The organism is Haladaptatus sp. DYF46, from assembly GCF_021083305.1.
GTDB lineage: Archaea > Halobacteriota > Halobacteria > Halobacteriales > Haladaptataceae > Haladaptatus.
In genome coordinates, this window is sequence record NZ_JAJFAY010000001.1 from 1895350 (window position 1) to 1916519 (window position 21170).

The window sequence follows — 21170 nt, forward strand, 5'->3', positions numbered from 1 at the left end:
GGCGATTCGAACCGGGACAGGCGACCGGAACTGGGAGGAAGGCTTCCGAGATGACCGCGGCTGCTAGGGACCACCCACGAACCGTTTCGGGAGAACCGCTTTCGACTCCCTCAGTTCAAGTCGTAAATATCGCCGTACTTCTCGGTCACGTAGTCGAGGAAGTACTCCGCCGTGAGCGGTTCGCCCGTGGCCTCCTCGATGAGTTCGTCCGTGGTGTACGTCTGGCCCTGTTCGTGGATGTTCTCGGTCAACCAGTCGCGGATGGGGGCGAACTCCCCTTCCCGAATGAGTTCCATCGGGTCGTCGATTTCGTCCTCGATGGTCGCCCAGAGTTGGGCGGCGAAGACGCTACCGACGGTGTAGTTCTGGAAGCTGGCGAAGCCGCTCGTCCAGTGGATGTCCTGCAAGCAGCCCTCCGAATCCGTCTCGGGGACGATGCCGAGATACTCCTCCATGAGTTCGTTCCAGCGGGCAGGGATGTCCGCCACGTCGAGGTCACCGGCCACGAACTCCCGTTCGATTTCGGAGCGGAGGATGATGTGCATGTGGTAGGTCAACTCGTCCGCCTCGACGCGAATCATGTTGTCCGTGAACACCTGGTTGGCCGCTTCGTAGGCTTCCTCGGGGGTCACATCCTCGAACTCCGGGAAGCGTTCTTTCACGGTCGGGAGGAAGAACTCCCAGAACGCCTCCGTACGGCCGACGTGATTCTCCCAGAAGCGCGACTGAGACTCGTGAATGCCCGAACTGCGCGACTGGCCCAGTGGCGTGCCGTAGGCGTCGTCCCGCAGGCCGAGTTGGTAGGTGGCGTGGCCGAACTCGTGAATCGTCGCGGTCAACGGATCCACGAAGTCGTCCTCGTGGAATCGGGTCGTGACGCGGGCGTCGTACTGCGTCCCGGACATGAACGGGTGCGGGGCGGTGTCGAGACGGCCGCGGTCCCAATCGTAGTTCAGCAGGTCGAGCGTGTCCCGACAGAGCGCCTCCTGGTCCTCCGAGTCGAAGGTTCCGGCGAAGGTGTCGACGGCGATGTCCGCGCCGTTCTCCTGCACCTCCTCGATGAGCGGAACCAATCCGTCGCGGAGTTCGTCGAATATCTCCTCGACGCGTTCGAGGGGGAGATACGGTTCGCCGTCCTCGAACATGACCCCGTACGGGTCCTCCTCGGGTGCGATGTGCTCCGCACGCTCGATGTGGAGTTCCCGGAGTCGGTCGAGGTACGGCGCGAACGTCTCGAACTCGTCTTCGGCCTTGGCCTCCCGCCACGCCGGTTGCGCCTCGCTGGACGTTTCCGATATCTCCTCCACGAGTTCGTTCGGGACCGAAACCGCGCGGTCGTACTCGCGGCGGATTTCACGGACGACGGCGGCCTGTTCGTCGTCCAACTCCTCGCCTTCGAGTTCGTCCAGCAGGTCGCCCATCTCGTCGTCGGTGAGCAGTTCGTGGGCGATGGACTGGAGCGCGGACAGTTGCTTCGCACGGGCGGGTGTCCCCCCCTCTGGCATTTTCGTCTGCTGGTCCCAGTAGAGAACCATGCCGGCGTTGCCGACGTTGGAGATGCGTCGCACTCGGTCGAGAAGGTCCGAATAACCCGATTCTTGTTCGTCTGTTGCCATGATAGATGAGTGCATCGGCAAACGGTATCAATGCACGGGTAGCGGAAACGGACAAAAAACGGAAAATCAGCGGCTGGAGTCCTACTTACTCCGCTTCCGCGCTATCGAGGATGTCCTCGACCGACTTCCCGTTCGGTTCGTTGTACAGCAACACGTCGAGTTTGAGCGTCGGCGCGCCGCTGACGAGGTTCTCCATGACGACGAGGCGCTCGCGGGCACGGCTCATGCCGACGTAGAAGACGCGGCGTTCGTTGTCCGTGAGGATCGGAACCGGGTCGGTTCCGGCGGTGAACTCGTCCACGCTGGGGACCTCGATACCCTCGTTTTCGACGGTCGCCGCCATCTGCTCGACGACCTTCTCGGTCAGGTCGGTGCCGATGAACACGTGGTCGGCCTCCCGACCTTTGGCGCTGTGGATGGTGCCGATGCGGACGCGGCTTCGGTCCATGTCCTGATAGCGGCCGCTGAAGAAGGCGTTCATGGACCGCTTCTGATAGCTCGTGACCTTCCGGACCATGTCCGAGGCGGATTTCGGGCCGGGCATGAACGGCGCGAAGTTCTTCACGAAGTCGGCGTCGAACTCCAGTTCCGTGAGGTCGTCCGCACCTTCCTTCTCCTTGCGCTCGTCGATGGCGTCGAACATCTCGTCGCGGTCGTTCGTGCCGAACGTGGATTCGGTCAACATGTCCGCGAGGCGTCGAGCCTGCAGGCCGTCGATGGGTTCGCCCTCGTCTATCCGCTCGACTGCATCGACGTACTGGTTCAGGCGGTCGGTCCACATCCGCTGGTCGGTCAGCGTGCGGAACGGGATTCCCTCGTCGATGAACTCGTCCACGAAGCGGAACATCTGGTAGCGAGCGCGGAACAGCACCATCACGGTGCCGTCGAACTCCTCGATGGTGTACCGGACGTTCCGCACGAGGTCGAGCATCGATGGGTTCTCCACGGCTTCGACGGTGCCGCCCTCCTTGCGCGGTTTGAGGTTCTTCTCCTGCCGTTCTTCGATGTGTCTGACCTCCTGCTGGACGACCTTGAGGACACGGGAGGGAAGTCGGTGTGAGGTGTCGAGGATGACGTCCTCGCCGCCCTCGCCGAGGAGGAGTTTCGGGTCCGCACCTTGCCACGCGTAGACGACCTGGTCGTCGTCACCCGCGATGAGGACGTTCTTCATGTGGCCCTTCCACTCCTCGTAGATGTCGAACTGGAGCTGCGTGATGTCCTGAAACTCGTCGATGACGAGGTAATCGACGCTGGGGAGGAGGGAGCGCTGTTTCACGCGTTCGAGCATGTCGGCGAAGCCGACGAGTCCCTCGTCGCCCTTGTACTTCCGCCAGCCGCGGATGGCCTCGGGAACGTCGAATCGGTCGTCGCTGCTCGGCCACGTCGGGGTGTACTTGTTCCCCTCCTGTGCGTTCGGGTCGATGTCCGGCGGGAGGCGGACCTCTTCGACGTCCCACTGGAACGGAACGTCGTGCCAGTCGGCGACCTGTCGTCGGGTCCGTTGGAGCCACTGGGAGGTGGCGATTATCTTGTTGCCGAGCGTGGTCGAACGGGCGGTTCGACGACCGGAGCCGCTGTACTCGTCCTCGTATTCCAGCCCGTAGCTCTCACAGAACTCCTGTTTGTCCTTTTCGCCGACGACGTCGCCGCGGGAGAGATTGAGAAGTTCGTAGGCCTTCGCGTGCATCGTACAGACGTTGCCCTGGAGGGAGCGCGGGTTCACGTCGAGTCGCTCCGCGAGTCGTTCGCGGACTTCGTTCGCGGCGGCACGGGTGTACGAAACCACGAGAAGGTCGTTTATCGTGACGCCATCCTGATCGAGAATGTCCTCTACCCTGTCGAGTAGTTCGGTGGTTTTACCGCTCCCCGGCCCACCGAACAACCGGGTCACTCTTGCATCCGTCTCTGCCATTGGCGTAGTCATTACACCAGCACAAGTGCTGGGAACGTATAAAACGACGTGAATCGGACTCGTCCCTCGTGACGCGCTTCGAAAGGGGTGTAGCAGGCGACCGTTCACATCCGACATCGGAGGAATTTGTCACAGATATGCCATTCTGAGGAGGCACAGCGGTCCCTCGACACCACATCGAGTGGGCGGGGTCGGAACGGCGAAGAAAAACGGCATCGAAAGTCGGGAAACGATTCGGGCCGGATACTCGAAAAGAACGGGTTACGGGTTCCAACCGCAGACCGTACACTCCGTCGCTGTCTGGTTATGAAGTCCACCACATTCCGGACACTGCTTTTTGTTATACTCCTGTTCCCAGTCTACTCGTTGCGTCTCGTGGCCGCGGTCTTCGAGGAACTGGTCGAACACGGATTCGTCGTCTCCGGTTGGTGCGGAGGCCATACATGCTATGCTAATGCACACCAAGCATATAACCCTAATGGTCAAACGGACCCACACGTAGCGTTACGTACGAACATCGTGGAAGTGAACGTCGAGAATTCGGTCGGCACGAAATCGGACTTCAGGGCTTCGGGTCGAAGTACCGGGCGAGTTCGGTTCCGAACTCCTCGGCCAAAACGCCGACCTCGTCGCCCGAGAGGACCTCGTACCCCTTCTTCAGCGTCGATTCGACGTGGACACCCAACGCGGCGTCGAGGACGGCGTCACTCCGGAGGAACGACGTCGCGCTCGTAAACTCGCGGTCGCGTTCGACCACGTACCGGTCGTCGTCGATGAACGGCCCGTACGCGTCCGAGTCGGCGTACTTCTCGTAAAACCCCGTCGCGTGAGCGCGAACGTGAACCGGCGGCCCGTCGTGGCGTTCGATCGTCGGGCGCTCGGCGACCGAGAGTTCGAAGAGGAGGACCGCGGAATCGTGGGCGAACAGGTCGGCCCGAAGCACGTCGAAACCGCGCCGCGAAAGCGCATCACTCAACCCCGAAAGCGACTTCTGGAGTTGCGGATACAGTTGGTCTTCGACCACGTCCGGCGCGCCGAAGCGAACCGCGACCGGATGCGTCCCGCGTTCGACGATGAGATTCCGGACTTCCTCGGGCGTGAGCGGGTCCGGCGGATCCGGGAAGAATACCGATTCGCGCGGAGTTTCGAGGAGGGTGCGAGCGTAGTGTTGCACCCGTGCGACGTTTTCGGCTGAAAGAACGGCGGCGACGTTCCGCTCGGGGTCCGTCGGGTCGATGACCACTAACGGATCGTCGAACGTCTCCGTTCCGTGTCCCTCCGGGTCGAACCGAACCGGCGGATGCCACTCCGCCGCCGCTTCGAGTACCTCCCGAAACCCGCCGTATTCGAGGACGAGGAGTTCCGCCAGATACCCGGAAAACCCCTTCGTCCGCAGGTCGCTTCCATACGCGCCGATTCCCTTCAGGAACTGCTTGAACAGCAACACCTCTCCGGCGAGTTCGTCGTCCAACCGCGCTTCGAGGTATTCGGTGTGGAACGGCGTGCGGTCCACCGCCGACTGGATGTCCGTGGCCGACGCGACGCGATAGCAGGGGACGAAATCCACGTCGAAGCCGTCGGATTGCCCCTTCACGTACGGATGCTCCGCGTACTCCTCGTGGCCGTCCGGCAGAACCGCGTGCCCGATTTTCAGTCCGAGCGATTCGAGTTCCTCGCGTCCCATCTCCGGCGGAAACCGAACGAACAGGTCGATATCCCGGTCGCCGCTCGTCCACGTTCCCCGCGCGGTGCTCCCCACCAGAATCACGTCGGCGTCGACCGACAGGTCGGCGATCGCCTCCTCCGCGCGTTCGGTCAGTTCCCGGGCCGCCGCTCGGAGACGCTCGCGTTCCTCCGCGTCGGGTCGTATCGTCGCTCGGACCGCCGAGACGACCTCCTCGAACCGTGCCATCGGGCGAAAGTTTTCCACGAAGGCGTGAAAGCGTATCGATGCGTCCGGATAAAAACGAAAGCCCTATCAAAGGACTCCGTCTACTTGGGAGTGCAGTCAGAAGCCGCCGTAGCTCAGTTGGTAGAGCACCTGGTTGTTACCCAGGTTGTCCCAGGTTCGAGCCCTGGCGGCGGCGCTTCTTCGATTATTCGTCTTCGATGAGAGCGTTCTTTCGAACCGGGTGACTCGTCGGAAACCCGGTACGCTAAAGAGGGATGCCAGATTACGATTGACTGAACGGGCCCTTAGCTCAGTCTGGTTAGAGCGCTCGGCTCATAATGACGTCTGTCGGGTTCAGACGACATGGGATACCGGGTGGTCATTGGTTCGAATCCGATAGGGCCCATTTCTGCCGAACAACTCGCGAGCACCGCGAAGCGTGTGCGAGCGACAGCGTTCGACAGAAATGGGGTTCCGGATTCGAAGTAGACCGGACGCACGGAACGAAGTGAGTACGTCCGGGCGTTGTTCGAATCCGATAGGGCCCATCCAGATTCTGGTTGATTCTGAGCCGACAGCTTCTCGCGAGACGGCGACGAAAGCCCGCCGGTTCCAAATCCGCAATGGCTAGTGGGGCCGCATCGGTTCCGTAGAATACCGCAATTCCCGCCTCGCTGCGAATGTCGGGGAAAACCGGCCGGTTTCGGCGTAGACGACAACTGCATATCCGAGAGAGATATATGGTATCATATGGCATCAAAAATGCCAACAGCGGAGGAGGCCGCTACCGAACGAACCTCCCCGCGGTACGAACCGTGGTTGGGCGCGATCATCGCCGGTCTCGCGGGCGGTGTCGCGATGGGGATTTTCCTGCTGGTTCTGAGCCCCGATGCGCTCACAACCGTAATCCCGGCGCTATACGGACAACAGGGTGCCGTCGCCGGATGGATAGTTCACCTGTTCAACAGCGCGGTTCTCGGGCTCGTCTTCGCCGCGGTCGTCTCCCTGACGTCGCTGCGCAGATACACCGACAGCGAATCCGCGACCATCGGACTCGGTGCCGCCTACGGCGTGGTCCTGTGGGTGATTACCGGATCGATACTTTTGCCGCTGTGGCTTCAGGCCGTCGGCGTCGCTGGCGCGCCATCCGTGCCGACGTTCGCGCTTCCCAGCCTCGTCTGGCACCTCGCGTACGGCATCGTCTTGGGCGCGGTGTACCGGTACGTCATCACCCTCTGAATGGTGACGAAACGCCCCCGATTTTCCACGCGTTCGTGGTTCTCACACGCCGGTCGTTTCGATAACATCACACGTCCGGCGTTTCGAGAATCGGCGGCACGCCCGCCGCCGTCACCGTCTCGCCGACGAGGTACGAGGAGGCTGGACTGGCGAGGAACTGTGCGAGGTCGGCAATCTCCTCGGTGGTACCGATGCGGCGCTTGACGCTCTCGCGGTCGATTTCGTCCGCGCTGACGCCCATCTGGCTCTCGACGCCCGGCGTGGCGACGAATCCGGGGGCGATGCAGTTGACCCGCACGTCGTCGTCGGCCAACTCGTAGGCGAGCGTGGACGTGAGGTTGATGATGCCGGCTTTGGCCGCGCCGTAGTGGCTCATGTGCGGCGACCCCTTCTGTCCCGCGACGCTGGCGAGGTTGATGACGACGCCGCCGCCGTTTTCGCGCATGCGTTCCCCCGCGACCTGCGTACAGTGGTACGTCCCGTGGAGGTTGATGTCCACGATGGTCTTCCAGCCGTTTTCGCTGATGTCCTCGAACGGGGCCATGAAACTCGCCCCCGCGTTGTTGACGAGGACGTCCACGCCGCCGAACTCGGAGACGGTGGCGTCCACGAGGGCGTCCACGGCGTCGCGGTCGGTCACGTCGCATTCGACGGCGACCGCCCGCCCCTCGCTGTCACTCCCCTCGATCCCCTCGGCGACGGGTTCGACGTTCTCCAGTTCGCGCGAGCAGACGACGACGTTCGCCCCGTCGTCGGCGAACCGCTCCGCGATGGTCTTCCCGATACCGCTCGATGCGCCGGTCACGATAGCGGTTTTGCCGGCGACGCTGAACTGTTCGACGGTCATGCGATTCCCTCCGCTGTCGGCCGCTTCGAAGCACGATTTTCCATCGGTAAGTACATCGTCTACTACACCCCCTCGTGTTAATAAATATGGGCCGTGGTTTGTAATCGTTGTCTCGGGTTCCGAGAGGGCCGGACCCATGACGGGGGTGCATGAGTGAGAAGACGGCCGAAACCGAATCGGCCGCGCCGCGCTACTCGGCGTCGTAGCGAGTCAGGTGTTCGACTTCGGCGGGGTCGAGGTCGGAAAACGCGTCTCTGGCGATGACCCGTTTATGAACCTCGTCCGCGCCGTCCACGATGCGGAACTGCCGGACGTTCTCGTAGAAGTCCGCGAGCGGGAGGTCCTTGCCGATACCGTTCCCGCCGCACGTTTGAATCGCGCCGTCGATGGCGTCCTGTACGACGTTCGCGGCGTACACCTTGCTCATCGCCACCTCGATTCGGGCCTCCTCGCCCGCCGCGATTTGCCGGGCGGCGTGGCGGACCATGGTGCGGACGGCGTGGAGCCGCATCTCGGTTTCCGCGACTTCGAACCGTATCGACTGTTTCTCCGAGAGCGGACCGTCGAACGCCTGCCGCTGGTCGGCGTACGCCTTCGCGATGTCGACGGCCCGTTCGGCCATCCCGGAGTAGCGCATGCAGTGGGTGAGTCGCGCCGGACCGAGTCGCCGTTGGGCGATGGCGAACCCGGCGTTCTCCGCGCCGAGGAGGTTTTCCTCCGGAATTCGAACGTCGTCGTACCTGATTTCCGCGTGGCTCATCCCCGTGACGCCGCCGCCGACGTGCGGGATGTCGCGGACGATTTCCACGCCGGGCGTGTCGGCGGGCACGAGGAAGATGGAACAGCCTTCGTAGGGATGGGCGTCCGGGTCGGTGAGCGCCATCACCAACAGCACGTCGGCCTCGCTTCCCTGGGTCGTCCACCACTTGTGGCCGTCGATGACCCACTCGTCGCCGTCCTTCGTGGCCGTCGTCCGGAGCATCTTCGGGTCCGAACCGGCACCCGGATTCGGTTCAGTCATCGAGAATCCGGACTTGGCTTCACCCGCCGCGAGCGGGTCGAGCCACCGTTCTTTCTGCTCCTCCGTCCCGACCAGTTCGAGCGTGTGCATGTTCCCTTCGTCGGGCGCGTCGACGCGGATGGCCGCCGGACCGAGGAGGCTCCGTCCGGCCGCCTCGAAGACGGGCAGCATCTCGCGGAATCCCATCCCCAGACCGCCGTGTTCCTCGGGAATCTGCGGCGCGTACACGTCGTACTCGCGGGCCGCCTCGCGGAGCTCGCGAACGGCGTCGTCCGAAACCGGTTCCCCGCCGAGGTGGTCCCGCTCGACGGGAATGACCTCCCCGCGGACGAACGCTCGGACGCGTTCGGCGACGTCCGTCCCGCGTTCCGGGTCGTCGTATTCCATACCCACAACCCCGGTTCACCAGTGTAAAAATATTTCCCCAGAGTCGTTACCCTCGTAAGTTCTATACCGGAGATGGACGTACAATCGACGTAGGAACCGCGCCGTCGGGGCGGTCAGCGGAACGTGAGAGCCAGAACCGTACCGACCGGCACCGACGGCGAGCGGAGAGGACCAATGACAAAAGACGACCAGATAGCGGGTGACAACGACTACTTCGAACGACTCGTCGATACGGACGCGCTACGGAACTACCTCGCGGCGGAGTTGGGGGAGGTCACCGAGTACGTCGTCTCCCACCACGCGGAGGGACACTCCAACGAGACGCTGTTCCTGACGTGGGGCGATAGCGAACTCGTCATCCGCCGTCCGCCACCCGGCGAGACGGCCGAGACGGCCCACGACGTGCTCCGCGAGTACCGGGTGATGGACGCGCTACAGGCCACCGACGTTCCGCTTCCGGCGACGGTGCTGGCCTGTGAGGACCGCTCGGTCATCGGGAGCGACTTCTACGTGATGGAGCGCCTTTCGGGGGACGTGCTCCGCGACGGGGAACCCGAACGCTTCGGAACGGCCGATGCACGGCAACGAATCGGCGAGGAGCTGGTCGATACGCTCGCGGCGATTCACGCGCTCGACTACGAGGGCGTGGGACTCGGCGAGTTCGGCCATCCTCCGGGCTACACCGAGCGGCAGGTCGAACGGTGGACCAAGCAGTTGGACTGGGCGTTCGAGCGAACCGCCGAGGAGCGCGCCGTCCCCGAACTGGAGGCAGTCGGCGACTGGTTGGTCGAACACTGCCCGAAGGAACACGAACACACGGTAGTCCACGGCGACTACAAACTCGACAACGTGATGTACGGGCCGGGGACGCCGCCGGAAATCGTCGGCGTCTTCGACTGGGAGATGGCGACGCTCGGCGATCCGCTCGCCGACCTCGGATGGATGCTGTCCTACTGGCGCGACGCGGGCGACCCGGAACCGGCGACCCCCGAACTGGTCGCCACGTTCATGGAGGCCGAAGAGTATCCGACCCGCCGAGAACTCGTCGAGCGGTACGAACGCGAGACGGGCATCGAGTACGACCGCGACGGATTCTATCGGGCGCTCGCCGTGTACAAACTCGCGGCGCTCGGCGAGATGTTCTACCGGCGCTACCTCGACGGCAACAGCGACGACCCGATGTATCCGCGGATGGAAGAGCGCGTCCCGGACCTCGCCCGGCGCGCCAAGGGGATTCTGGACGGCGACGAACCGCTGTGACGGGCCGAATCCTTGCGGAAGAGGTGTTAACACACGCAATCAAGATCGATGGGAGACAAACCAATAGATGAGGAATATCGGGCTTTTCTTTACAGAAATAACCGTCGCTCGGTGGAGTTAAGATAACGCGGGACGAAACGCTCCGACGTATGACAGGCACGGACATCGAGCGGGTGACGGTACTCGGGGCCGGAAACATGGGCCACGGCATCGCGGAAGTCGCCGCCATCGCCGGGTACGACGTCACCATGCGCGACGTGGAGGAGGGGTTCGTCGCTGACGGGTACGAGAACGTCGAGTGGAGTCTGGAGAAGTTGGCCGGGAAGGGACGACTGGAGGAGTCCGCCGCGGACGTGCTTGGGCGCATCGACACGACCGTCGAGTTGGAATCTGCGGTCGCGGACACCGACCTCGTCATCGAGGCAGTCCCCGAGCGGATGGACCTCAAGCGGGAGGTGTTCATCGACCTCGACGAGTTCGCGCCGGACGGCGCGATACTGGCGTCGAACACGTCCAGTCTCAGCATCACCGAAATGGCCGGTGTGACCTCGCGCCCCGAGGACGTCGTCGGGATGCACTTCTTCAACCCGCCGGTGAAGATGGACTTGGTCGAAGTCATCTACGGCGACCGAACGAGCGACGACACGGCTGAAGCGGCCTACGAGTTCGCACAGTCGCTCGGCAAGACGCCGATTTACGTGCGAAAGGACGTTCGCGGGTTCGTCGTCAACACGGTCCTCGGCCCGTTCGGCGACGAACCCGCGTGGATGGTGTCGAACGACGAGGCGACGATACGCGAGGTGGACGCCGCGATGGTCCACCGACGGGGGTACCCGATGGGGCCGTTCGAACTCATGGACCTCACCGGAATCGACGTGGGCTATCACGTCCGGAAGGAGTCGGGGCGGGCCATCCCGCCCATCATGGCCGAGAAGGTCGAAAACGAGGAACTCGGCAGGAAAACGGGGCGAGGATACTACAATTATGAGGGAGGAGAGACGTCGGAGATGTCTCAAGCGGACGGCGAAGCCGTCGACGGAGCGGGAGTCAACTACGAACCCGGCGACGGCGAGGGATTCGACACCCTCCGAATCGAGGCGCGGATGGTCAACGAGGCGGCGCGCCTCGTAGGGGAGGGCGTGGCCCGACCCGACGAAATCGACACCGGCGTCCGCCTCGGACTCGGGTTCCCGGAGGGCATCTGCCGACGCGCGGACGAAATCGGCCTCGATGTGATTCTCGATAAACTCGAAACCCTGCGCGAGGAGACAGGCGACGACCGGTTCGAACCGGACGACTACCTCGTCGAACTGGTCGAGGCGGGAACGACCGGCGAGGACACAGGCGCGAGATTCCACGAGTACGGAAACGACGGCGACGGACCCGGCGACTACCGCTTTTTGAACTACGATCTCACAGAAGACGGACTGCTGGCGGTAGAACTCGACCGCCCCGAGCGGATGAACGCCCTGTCGGCGGACCTCTTGGGCGAAATCGACGACCTGCTCGCGTCGGTCGACGTGGACGAGGTTCGGTGCGTGACGTTCGACGGCGCCGGCGACAGGGCGTTCAGCGCCGGGGCGGACATCGGCGGGTTCGCGGACGCCACTCCCACGGACTTCATGGATGTGACGCCGACGTTCGAGACGGTGAACGACTTCGAGCGCCCGACGATTGCGAAAGTCGACGGCTACTGTTTGGGCGCCGGATTGGAGTTGGCGCTCGCCTGCGACCTCAGAATCGCCACGGAAGGGTCCGAGTTCGGATCGCCGGAGATCCGACTCGGCCTCATCCCCGGCGGTGGGGGCACCCAGCGCTTGCTCCGGTTACTCGGCGAGACGCGGGCGAAGGAACTCGTGTTCCGGGGCAACCGCATCGACGCCGACCGTGCGGCGGAGTGGGGCCTCATCAACCGCGCCGTCCCCGACGACGAGTTCGAGAGCGTCGTTTCCGAGTTCGTGGACGACTTGCTCGACGGGCCGCCGATCGGACTCAAAGTGGCGAAGAAGGTGATGAACGAGGGCGAAGACGCGAGCCTCGACGCCGCGCTCGCCATGGAGAGCCAAGGGTTCGGGCTTCTCATGGGAACCGACGACGTGCGCGAGGGGACCGCCGCGTTCCGCGAGGACCACGACCCCGAATTCATGGGGGAGTGACGTGGCGCTCTCGTTCGAAGAACTGGACGTCGGCCACCGGGTGACGACACCCTCGCGGACCATCACCGAGGCCGACGTGGTCAACTTCGCGGGCGTGAGCGGCGACTTCAACCCGCTTCACACCAGCGAGACGGTCGGGGAGGAGTCGGACTTCGGGGAGCGAATCGCCCACGGGGCGCTCGTGTTCTCCGCGATGACCGGCCTCGCACAGCGGGTCCGCGACCGCCGCGCCGAAGTCGTCGCCTTCTACGGCGTGGACCGACTGCGCTTCACCGCACCGGTTCGCTTCGGCGACACGATTCACGTCGCGTTGGAGTTGCTGGAGAAGGAGCGAAAGGAGCACCCGACCGCCAGCGGTGTCGTTCGATACGACGCCGAAGTTATCAATCAGCGGGACGAGGTCGTGCTGTCGTGCGAACTCCTCTCGCTCGTTCGGTAGACGAGCCCGCTATTTTCTGTACTCGTCGTCCAACCCCTCGAATATCTCGGGGTCGGTGCGGAACTTGAGGACGTTGTGAACAACCGAGTTGCGGATGTTGTCGATGACGTCCCCGTGTTCCTTGTAGAACTCGTGAATCCAGCGCGATTCGGCCTCCCTGTTCGGGAACATCATCACCGTCTTCCACTGGTACTCCCCGTCCGAGAGGAAGTAAAACAGCGTGTTGGGGTCGTCGCGGATGTACTCCATCGCGGCGCGCCAACTGTCCGCGAAGTGCTCCGGGTTGAACTTGAACTCGAACAGGCCGAAGATGTAGTACTCCTCGTTCGGGATGATGGCCTCGCGGAACACGCCCTCGTTTCGCATCTCCCGAATCGACTCGCTCACGGTGACGTGCGAGACTTCGATGTCGTACTCCTCCGCGAGGATGGTCGTGAGTTCGCGCGAGGACAACTGCGGGTTCCGCGTCAACTCCCGCAAAATTGCGATGTCCCGCTCCTTGAACTCCCAGTTCGGAGCGTCGGTCGTGTCGGTCATAGTACTCCTTCCCGAGACCGGTTTATCAGCGTTCTCCTTCGAAGGGAACGATGATGGTCGATACTCGGACCTCGGCAGTTCCCTCGAACATTCACGATCAGCACCAGTCACCCACGATCAGTACCAGTAGCGGTCAGCGCGCGGGAGCGAGTGCAACGAGCGGCGCGCGAGGGACGAGCGAAGCCGCGCTGAGCGAGGAGGCTGGGGAGGGGGGAGGGCGGAGGGTGCGGTTGCGGTCTCATTGACGTCTGTTACTGCTTGCGTTCTCGTTGTACCCTCTTGTGGTGTCCCAGCGGCTGTGAGGTAGTCACCATCGACGTCTGTAATTGCTCGCGATACCTCGCGTTACCGTTGCAACTACTGTGATGACGTCCTCGAAAGCCCCCGAACGTTCGCGGTCGTCTGAAGACGTTCCTGCTCGCTTCGCTGCGCGGGCTGCGACTTCCGCGGTCACACTCACTTCGTTCGCGTAACCGCTGCATGGGATATCTGCGCTCTCCGCACAATTCGCGCGGATAGTGGCCCACACAGACGACTAAACTTCGCGCGAACGCCCGGCCCCTTTCAGTCCCAAACCCACACACCGCTTCCGCACAGCACCGCGACAGCCACGTCCTCCCCAACCGATTCCTCCCATCGTCGCGTTGCTCCTCGGTCGTCATCCCTCGCACGCTTCACCGAGACGGCTCGAACGACGAGTTCTCGCCGCCTCGTCAGCGCGCGCCACGGCAGCTAAATGAATCGATGCAATTCACCAGTCGGTTGGCCGGAAGCCTTCCACCCCGCGAAAGTCCGATATCGACCGTGTTAGAGCAGGTCGTCGGAGATGATGTTCTTCTGGATTTCGCTGGTTCCCTCATATATCTTGGTGATGCGGGCGTCGCGGTAGTACCGCTCGACGGGGTGGTCGGTGACGTAGCCCGCGCCGCCGTGGACCTGAATGGCCTCGTCGGCGACGTCGACGGCGTGCTCGCTGGCGAAGAGTTTCGCCATGCTGGCGAATCGGGTCGCCATCCGGTCGTCGCCCTCCTCGACGTGGGAGGCGGCGCGGTAGGTGAGCGACCGGGCGGCTTCCACGTCCGTCGCCATGTCGGCGACCTTGTGCCCGATGGCTTGGTAGTCCTTGATGAGCCGTCCGCCCTGCTCGCGCTCTCCGGCGTAGTCGATGGATTCGTCCACGGCGGCCTGCGCGACGCCGACGGCCTGCGACGCGACGCTCACGCGACCCGAGGCGAAGAAGTTCATCAACTGGTAGAACCCCTCGTTCTCCTCGCCAATGACGTTCTCCGCGGGGACGCGCACGTCGTCGAGGACGATTTCCGCGAGGTCGGAGGCGCGGATGCCGAGTTTGTTGTCGATCTTCGTCGGCTCGAACCCGTCGGTGTCGGTGGGGACGAGAATGGCGCTGATGCCGCGGTGGGGCGGTTCGGCCTCGGGATCCGTCTTCGCCATGACGACGGCGACGTCGGCGACGGTTCCATTGGTGATCCACATCTTGTTGCCGTCGATGACGTACTCGTCGCCCTCCCTTTCGGCAACCGTCTCGATTCCCGCGACGTTCGACCCGTGGCCGGGTTCCGAGATACAGCTACAGCAGGCGGACTCGCCGTCGGCGATTCGCGGGAGCCACTCCTCCTTCATCCACTCGTCGCCGAACTTCCGAATCATGTTCGAGCCGAACCCGCGACTGCCGATGGCGCTCCCGATACCCGCGTCGGCCCGCCAGAGTTCCTCGGTGACGATGATGGACGAGAGGGTATCCATCCCGGCCCCGCCGTACTCGACGGGGATGCCCGGAGCCACGAGGTCCAGTTCCGCCGCCTTCCGTACGAGGTCCTCGGGATACTTCTTCTCCTCGTCGTGTTCGCGGGCGACCGGCGTGATTTCCGCCTCGCCGAACTCCCGGACCGCCTCGCGTATCGCGCGCTGCTCGTCTGACAGTCGAAATCCCATATCCGACATTTGAATTCCAATAAAAAGAGTCTTCGGCATTTGTGTGATTGCTGTTAACCAAAATCGCCAAGAATCCGTACAGTTCGACATGAACCCACCGTCGGGAGAATCGAACGACGATCACGGCGAGCACGGCGAATACGGCGAACCGCGTGCTACACGTCGTTCGCCGGGACTCGACAGTTTAAATTCGGCGACGTGTGATAGCCTGTAACATCATGAGCGAGACACCGGACGGTCCGTTGGTGGGGAGGGACATCGAACGGCGGGAGGATCCGGCCCTCGTGACCGGGCGGGCGACGTACACCGACGACGTGCAGGCGGCGGACGGTACCCATCTCTGCTTCGTTCGGAGCAGATACGGTCACGCGACCGTCGAGGGAACCGATACGGAGGCGGCCGAGTCGATGGAGGGCGTTCTCGGCGTCTATACATGGGAGGATATCGAGGCGTCGGATTCGCCGGGTGTCATCCCGGTCAGGGCGGGGATTCTCGACCACGAGATTCCGGGCCATCCCGTCCTCGCTCGGGGGCGAGTGCGATATCACGGGCAACCCGTCGCCGCCGTGATCGCCGAGGACCGGTACGTCGCCCGAGACGCCGCGAACGCCGTAGACGTCTCCTACGACCGTCTCGATACCGTCACGGATCCCATCGAAGCGACCGACGATGACGCTCCGAGAATTTTCGACGGCGTCCCCGGAAACGTCGTGACCGTCACGGAGATGGGCGATGCGGACGCCGCCGAGGAAGCGTTCGAGGACGCGGACCGAACCGTCGAAGTCGAGTTGGAGAACAACCGCCTCATCGCCAACGCGATGGAACCGCGGGCGGCGCTCGCGGAGTACGACGAGACGGACGACTCGCTGACCGTCACGATGACGAGTCAGTCGCCCCACGGCCACCGCGGAAAGCTCTCGACCACACTGGGAATCCCCGAGAACCGACTCCGCGTCGTCGCGCCGGACGTGGGCGGCGGGTTCGGACACAAGGGCCACCATCACCCCGGCGAGGCGATGGCGGCGTGGTGCGCCCGCGAACTCGGACGCCCCGTGAAGTGGACGGCCACGCGCTCCGAGAACTACCTCGCCGGGGCACACGGACGGGACCACCGCACGACCGCCGAACTGGCGTTCGACGACGACGGAACGATTCGCGGCATCCGGGCCGAGACGCACGCCGGTATCGGCGGCTACGGACTCGGCGTCAGCCCCGCGCTTCCGGGGTGGTACGGACGCCTGCTGGCCGGGCAGTACCGAATTCCCGCCATCCACTGTCGAACCCAGAGCGTCCTGACGAACACCGCACCCGTCCACTCCTACCGGGGAGCGGGCCGCCCCGAGGCCATCTACGTGACCGAGCGACTCGTGGACCGTGCGGCGCGGGAGTTGGATATCGACCCCGCCGACTTCAGACGCAGGAACCAGCTTTCGCCCGAGGAGTTCCCCCACGAAACCGCCGTCGGCGCGAACTACGACAGCGGGGAGTACGAAACCGCCCTCGCTGAAGCGCTCGACGCGGTGGACTACGACGCGCTTCGTGAACGACAATCGGACGAGCGTGAGCGTGAACGGAAGCGGGAGCGAGCAGGCGACGGCGGCGACGATCCGTACCTCGGAATCGGGGTCGCAAACTACGTCGAATCGACCGGCGGCGGGTTCGAAAGCGGCGTCGTCCGCGTCCATCCCGACGGCGGCGTTACGGTCTACGCCGGGACGCACTCCCACGGCCAAGGCCACGGGACGACGTACGCCCAAATCGTCGCCGACGAACTCGGCGTGCCGTACGACGACATCGACGTGGTGGAGGGAGATACGGAACGGATTCCGACCGGTACGGGAACGTTCGGCAGTCGAAGCACCATCGCGGGCGGGAACGCCGTCGCCGAGAGCGCGGGCGAGGTGGCCGAGAAGGCGCGACGCATCGCCGCCGACCGCTTGGAGGCGGCCCCCGAGGACGTCGAACACGAGGGCGGCGAGTTCCGCGTCATCGGCGCGCCGGACCGCTCGATTGCCTTCGAAACGGTCGCGGACGCGGCGTACGGCCGCGGACTCCCCGAAGGCGAGTCCGCTGGACTCGAATCGACTACGTTCTACGAGCAGGACGGGACGGCCTACGCCTTCGGGACGCACGTCGCCGTGGTGGCCGTCGATCCCGATTCCGGCGAAATCGACGTGGAGCGGTACGTCGCCGTGGACGACTGCGGCGAGCAGGTCAACCCCCGAATCGTGGAGGGACAGGTCCACGGCGGGGTCGCGCAGGGACTCGGACAGGCGCTCTACGAGGAGGCCGTCTACGACGACGCCGGGACGCTCGTCACGGGGTCCCTGCAGGACTACGCGGTTCCGAAAATCACCCAACTCCCGTCGATGGAGACGCGGAGTACGATAACGCCGAGTCCGACGAATCCCCTCGGCGTGAAGGGAATCGGCGAGGCCGGAACCATCGCCGCGCCGCCCGCGATGGTCAACGCGGTGTTGGACGCCCTCGAACCGTTCGGCGTCGAGGAGATAGACATGCCGCTGACCCCCGAGCGCGTGTGGCGAACAGTTCAAAATGCGAAGTGAGGTCGACATCGTCACTCGCTACGGATTGTATTTGGGAACGTCTGAATCGCAACTACTGGGAAGCAGCCCTCGAAAGCCCCCGCCCGCTCGCTGACTTGTGGTTGGTATTGCCGTGACTGCAACTACAGACGTCACGCAGAAATCACGTCACCTTTCTTCCCCGTATCACCGGAGTTCTCGCAGGTCGTCGGTCGTATCGACGTCGACCAAGACGCCGGGGTCGTCGGTTTCGACCAACGCGGAACGGTCCCCGTGGAGCAGGATTTCCCGTCCGCCCATATCGCCCTCGACGTCCGCCAGCGCGTCGAAGTGGCGAGCGTCGAAGAGGACGGGGTTGCCGCGCGCGCCGTCGAACGCGGCGGCGAGGGCGTCGCCCGCACCCGCCCGATACGCGGCGACGAGGCGGTCGATACTGGCGGGACTGACGCGGGGCATGTCGCCGAGCGCGAAGACGATGGCGTCGTACTCGCGGCCCCACCGGACGCCGCGCCGGACGGACGTCGCCTGTCCGCGTTCGGCGTCGGGATTCACGAGCAGGGAGACGTCCATTCCGGAGAGTGCGTCGGTGACGGGGCCGTCATCGGCGGCGACGACGGCCGCGACGGCGTCGAGTTCCGCGGCGTCGAGGAGGCCCCGAGCGGCGTGACGGACGAGCGGGGCGGAACCGGACGGTTCGGACTCGGAGCCGACGGAATCAGAACCGGAATCGAGGGATTCCGAATCGGAACCGGAACCCCCGGAATCGAGCGGAGCGAGGAGTTTGTTCGCCGGGCCGAACCGGGAACTCGCTCCGGCGGCGAGGAGGACGCCCGCGACGGACGCGTCGGGGCGAAACGTGGTATCGAACGGCGGCGCGACGACCGGAAGCGTCACGTCACGACCTCCGTGGGGACGAACCGAACGGACTCGCCGGAGTTGAGCGCGGTGCGGATACGGAGGTAGCCGTCCATTCGAAGCACCCGGGCGCAGTCGGCGAGGATGCGCGGTGAGAATCGCTCGCCGTAAATGGGAACGGAGGAGTCATCGTGGCCGAGCGGAACGAGTTCGTCGCCGCGACGCTCGACGGGGACGACGTATTCGGTATCGCGTCCGGGGAGTTCGAGGTCACACGCGAGGGTCGCGTTCTCGGTTCGTTCGTCGGTCGCGCCGGTGAGGAGCGCGCGGCACGCGGAGACTGCACCGAGGAACGCGGCGACCGGTTTGCCGGGGAGCGCGACGGCGACGGTGTCGTAGTCGTCGAGCGTCGCCACGCGGACGTGGCTTCCGGGGCGGACGTCGATTCCGTCCACGACGATGTCGCCGAGGTCGGCGAGCGTGCGGCGGACGTGGTCGCGCGCGCCGCCGCCGGTCCCGCCGCTCGTCAGGATGACGTCGGCCGCCGCCGCGTGGCGCTCGATCGCGTCACGAACGGCCCCGGGGTCGTCGGGCACTGGATCGACGACCCTCGCGTCGTGTCCCCACGATTGGACGAGGGTGGCGAGCATCGGCGAGTCGCGGTCGGGTTGTCGGTTCTCTACCAGTTCGGTTCCGGTTCCGAGGATACGGACCGAGAGCCGTTCGAGGACGGAAACGGTCTCGAATCCGAGGTCGGCGAGCAGACCCGCGTCGGGCGCGCTCAGTCGCTCGCCCTCGGGAATGACCGTCTCGTCGGCGGTGGCGGTCGTTCCGCGTCGGAAGACGTTGCGGCCGTGTTCGACGGGTGGGCCGTCGAGCGTCGTTTCCCGAGCCTCTCCATCGTCGGAATCACCGTCGTCCGTGATCGCGCGTTCGCGTTCGAGGACCGCGTCGGCGCGGGCGGGGAGCGGCGCTCCCGTGGCGATTCTGACCGCTTCGCCGGACTCCATCGAGGGCGGGTCGTCCTCCGCGCCGACCTCGCCGACGAGACGGAGGGGATAGGCGTCGGCGGCGTTGAACGCGAATCCGTCCATCGTCGCGCGGTCGCGCGGCGGAACGTCGGCGGGTGCGACGACGGGTTCCGCGAGGACCCGCCCGCCGATTCGTTCGGGGCCGACTTCCTCGTGGGGAAGGGTGTCGAAAAGCGTGTCGCGGGCGTTCGTGACCCGTTCGAGCGCCGTCCATCGTGAAACCGGATGCGTCACACACGAATCTATGCCACGTCCTGACAAAGGCGTTCCCCCGGAGGGAAACGGATCGAGTACCCAATTTGGGGAAAGCCTTATTGCGTGATCCCTAATGATTACGTGTGACAGATGATGCCAACTATCATGACGACGAGAGGACAGTGATATCGCGTGGAGTTCAGCGATACCTTCGAAATCGAGGACACCACTCCCGAGGAAGCATGGCTCGCGCTCTCCGATCCGGTGATGATAAAGGAGGCGCTACCTGGCTGCCAGTTCCTCGTCCGCGTGGACGACGACGACCCAGATTTCGACGCGCTCAGGGAACAGACGGCGGACGATGAGGACCCGCCGACGCTCCCCGAGGCGGACCCGGAGGACATCGCGGAGCGAGCGTTCGAGGAAGGGGCACACTACGCGGCACTGATGGAGATCGGTGTCGGAAGCGTCAAACCGTCGTTCGAGACGGTCGTTACCATCGCCGAACGCGAGTTCCCCGAGATGGCGGCCGAAGGCGAGGGGAGCGCGAGCAACTCCTCGTTCGAACTCGAAGCGGGAATGGCGCTGGAGGAGACCGAAGACGGCGTCGCCGTCGATTGGAACGCGCAAACGGACGTCTTCGGGCGCGTCGCCCAGATGGGCCAGCGCGTCATCAACCCGGTCGCCAACCGCGTCGTCAGCCGCTTTTTCGGCAACATCGAAGAACAACTGCGAGACGTCGAAACCGACGACACCGGCGGTCTTCGGAACAAAATCAGGGACATCCTATGACGGAACACGACATCAACATCACGGTAAACGGCGACGAGAAAGAACTCACGGTCGAATCACGAACGCTGCTCGTCCACGCGCTCCGGGACGAACTCGGCTACACCGGCCCGAACGTCGGATGTGAAAGCAGCACGTGCGGAGCGTGTACGGTTCACTTGGACGGCGACGCCGTCAAATCCTGTACCCTCCTCGCGGTACAGGCCGACGGCTGTGACGTAACGACCGTGGAGGGACTGGCGGACGGCCCCGAACTCACCCCCGTACAGGAGAGCTTTCAGGAGGAACACGGCCTGCAGTGTGGCTACTGCACGCCGGGCATGATAATGACGGCCGAACAGTTCCTCGAAGACAACCCGGACCCGTCGCGGGAGGAGATCCGCGAAGCGTTGGAGGGGAACCTCTGTCGCTGCACGGGCTATCAGAACATCGTCAACGCGGTGGAGTCCGCCGCCGAGAAGATGCAGGGAACCACGGCGGCGGAGGGGGACTGACC

17 protein-coding genes and 2 tRNA genes are annotated in these 21170 nt (G+C 64.3%); 9 read left to right on the forward strand and 10 right to left on the reverse strand.

All coding sequences use genetic code 11. From position 1 onward, the window contains the following. Positions 1-110 precede the first annotated feature (110 nt). From LJF34_RS10450 to cca, 4 genes are all read right to left on the reverse strand, one after another. Positions 111-1616 carry a carboxypeptidase M32 gene (locus LJF34_RS10450; protein WP_231184908.1) on the reverse strand — a complete coding sequence of 502 codons (1506 nt, stop codon included), beginning with the start codon at positions 1614-1616 and terminating at the stop codon, positions 111-113. 85 nt (positions 1617-1701) lie between these two features. After that, positions 1702-3528 (reverse strand): ATP-dependent helicase, encoded by a 1827-nt coding sequence (locus LJF34_RS10455; protein ID WP_231185063.1) that lies wholly within the window; start codon positions 3526-3528, stop codon positions 1702-1704. A gap of 261 nt (positions 3529-3789) precedes the next feature. Next, positions 3790-3969, reverse strand: coding sequence for an HVO_0416 family zinc finger protein (locus tag LJF34_RS10460; protein ID WP_231184909.1), 180 nt, complete (start codon positions 3967-3969; stop codon positions 3790-3792). Between the two features lie 121 nt (positions 3970-4090). Next, the gene (cca, locus tag LJF34_RS10465; RefSeq protein WP_231184910.1) at positions 4091-5440 is read right to left on the reverse strand and encodes a CCA tRNA nucleotidyltransferase; all 1350 of its coding nucleotides are present in this window, start codon (positions 5438-5440) and stop codon (positions 4091-4093) included. 102 nt (positions 5441-5542) lie between these two features. Here cca and LJF34_RS10470 point away from each other — a divergent pair. The 3 genes from LJF34_RS10470 to LJF34_RS10480 all read left to right on the forward strand — a co-directional run bounded on the left by LJF34_RS10470 (position 5543) and on the right by LJF34_RS10480 (position 6658). Beyond that, positions 5543-5615, forward strand: a tRNA-Asn gene (locus LJF34_RS10470). Positions 5616-5718: 103 nt separating this feature from the next. Further along, positions 5719-5825, forward strand: a tRNA-Ile gene (locus LJF34_RS10475). 344 nt (positions 5826-6169) lie between these two features. Continuing rightward, positions 6170-6658, forward strand: a complete 489-nt coding sequence (locus tag LJF34_RS10480; RefSeq protein ID WP_231184911.1) for a histidine kinase — start codon at positions 6170-6172, stop codon at positions 6656-6658. A gap of 67 nt (positions 6659-6725) precedes the next feature. On the opposite strand, the gene LJF34_RS10485 is transcribed toward LJF34_RS10480, so the two are convergent. Together LJF34_RS10485 and LJF34_RS10490 are read right to left on the reverse strand one after the other, a co-directional pair. Further along, positions 6726-7505, reverse strand: a complete 780-nt coding sequence (locus LJF34_RS10485) for an SDR family NAD(P)-dependent oxidoreductase (RefSeq protein WP_231184912.1) — start codon at positions 7503-7505, stop codon at positions 6726-6728. A 190-nt stretch (positions 7506-7695) separates the two neighbouring features. Beyond that, positions 7696-8913 carry an acyl-CoA dehydrogenase family protein gene (locus LJF34_RS10490; RefSeq protein WP_231184913.1) on the reverse strand — a complete coding sequence of 406 codons (1218 nt, stop codon included), beginning with the start codon at positions 8911-8913 and terminating at the stop codon, positions 7696-7698. Between the two features lie 174 nt (positions 8914-9087). Between LJF34_RS10490 and LJF34_RS10495 the strand changes: the two genes are divergently transcribed. From LJF34_RS10495 to LJF34_RS10505, 3 genes are all read left to right on the forward strand, one after another. After that, a complete protein-coding gene (locus tag LJF34_RS10495) occupies positions 9088-10173 on the forward strand; it encodes a phosphotransferase family protein (protein ID WP_231184914.1) in 1086 nt (361 codons plus the stop codon). Positions 10174-10322: 149 nt separating this feature from the next. Further along, positions 10323-12329 (forward strand): 3-hydroxyacyl-CoA dehydrogenase NAD-binding domain-containing protein, encoded by a 2007-nt coding sequence (locus LJF34_RS10500; protein ID WP_231184915.1) that lies wholly within the window; start codon positions 10323-10325, stop codon positions 12327-12329. A gap of 1 nt (position 12330) precedes the next feature. After that, on the forward strand, positions 12331-12768 hold the full coding sequence (locus LJF34_RS10505) for a MaoC/PaaZ C-terminal domain-containing protein (RefSeq protein WP_231184916.1): 438 nt from the start codon (positions 12331-12333) through the stop codon (positions 12766-12768). A 9-nt stretch (positions 12769-12777) separates the two neighbouring features. On the opposite strand, the gene LJF34_RS10510 is transcribed toward LJF34_RS10505, so the two are convergent. Together LJF34_RS10510 and LJF34_RS10515 are read right to left on the reverse strand one after the other, a co-directional pair. Then, positions 12778-13305 (reverse strand): winged helix-turn-helix domain-containing protein, encoded by a 528-nt coding sequence (locus LJF34_RS10510; protein ID WP_231184917.1) that lies wholly within the window; start codon positions 13303-13305, stop codon positions 12778-12780. 807 nt (positions 13306-14112) lie between these two features. Then, positions 14113-15258 (reverse strand): acyl-CoA dehydrogenase family protein, encoded by a 1146-nt coding sequence (locus LJF34_RS10515; RefSeq protein WP_231184918.1) that lies wholly within the window; start codon positions 15256-15258, stop codon positions 14113-14115. 218 nt (positions 15259-15476) lie between these two features. Here LJF34_RS10515 and LJF34_RS10520 point away from each other — a divergent pair, with 218 nt between their 5' ends. Continuing rightward, entirely contained in the window at positions 15477-17825 is a 2349-nt protein-coding gene (locus tag LJF34_RS10520; protein ID WP_231184919.1) for a xanthine dehydrogenase family protein molybdopterin-binding subunit, read from the forward strand. A gap of 165 nt (positions 17826-17990) precedes the next feature. On the opposite strand, the gene LJF34_RS10525 is transcribed toward LJF34_RS10520, so the two are convergent. Together LJF34_RS10525 and LJF34_RS10530 are read right to left on the reverse strand one after the other, a co-directional pair. After that, positions 17991-18698, reverse strand: a complete 708-nt coding sequence (locus LJF34_RS10525; RefSeq protein ID WP_231184920.1) for a nucleotidyltransferase family protein — start codon at positions 18696-18698, stop codon at positions 17991-17993. Continuing rightward, the gene (locus tag LJF34_RS10530) at positions 18695-19924 is read right to left on the reverse strand and encodes a molybdopterin molybdotransferase MoeA (protein ID WP_231184921.1); all 1230 of its coding nucleotides are present in this window, start codon (positions 19922-19924) and stop codon (positions 18695-18697) included. The genes LJF34_RS10525 and LJF34_RS10530 overlap by 4 nt, the downstream gene beginning before the upstream one ends. A 153-nt stretch (positions 19925-20077) precedes the next feature. Here LJF34_RS10530 and LJF34_RS10535 point away from each other — a divergent pair, with 153 nt between their 5' ends. Both LJF34_RS10535 and LJF34_RS10540 read left to right on the forward strand, forming a co-directional pair. After that, positions 20078-20677, forward strand: a complete 600-nt coding sequence (locus LJF34_RS10535; protein WP_231184922.1) for an SRPBCC domain-containing protein — start codon at positions 20078-20080, stop codon at positions 20675-20677. Continuing rightward, entirely contained in the window at positions 20674-21168 is a 495-nt protein-coding gene (locus LJF34_RS10540; RefSeq protein WP_231184923.1) for a (2Fe-2S)-binding protein, read from the forward strand. Before LJF34_RS10535 ends, LJF34_RS10540 begins: the two co-directional genes overlap by 4 nt. Positions 21169-21170: the final 2 nt, after the last annotated feature.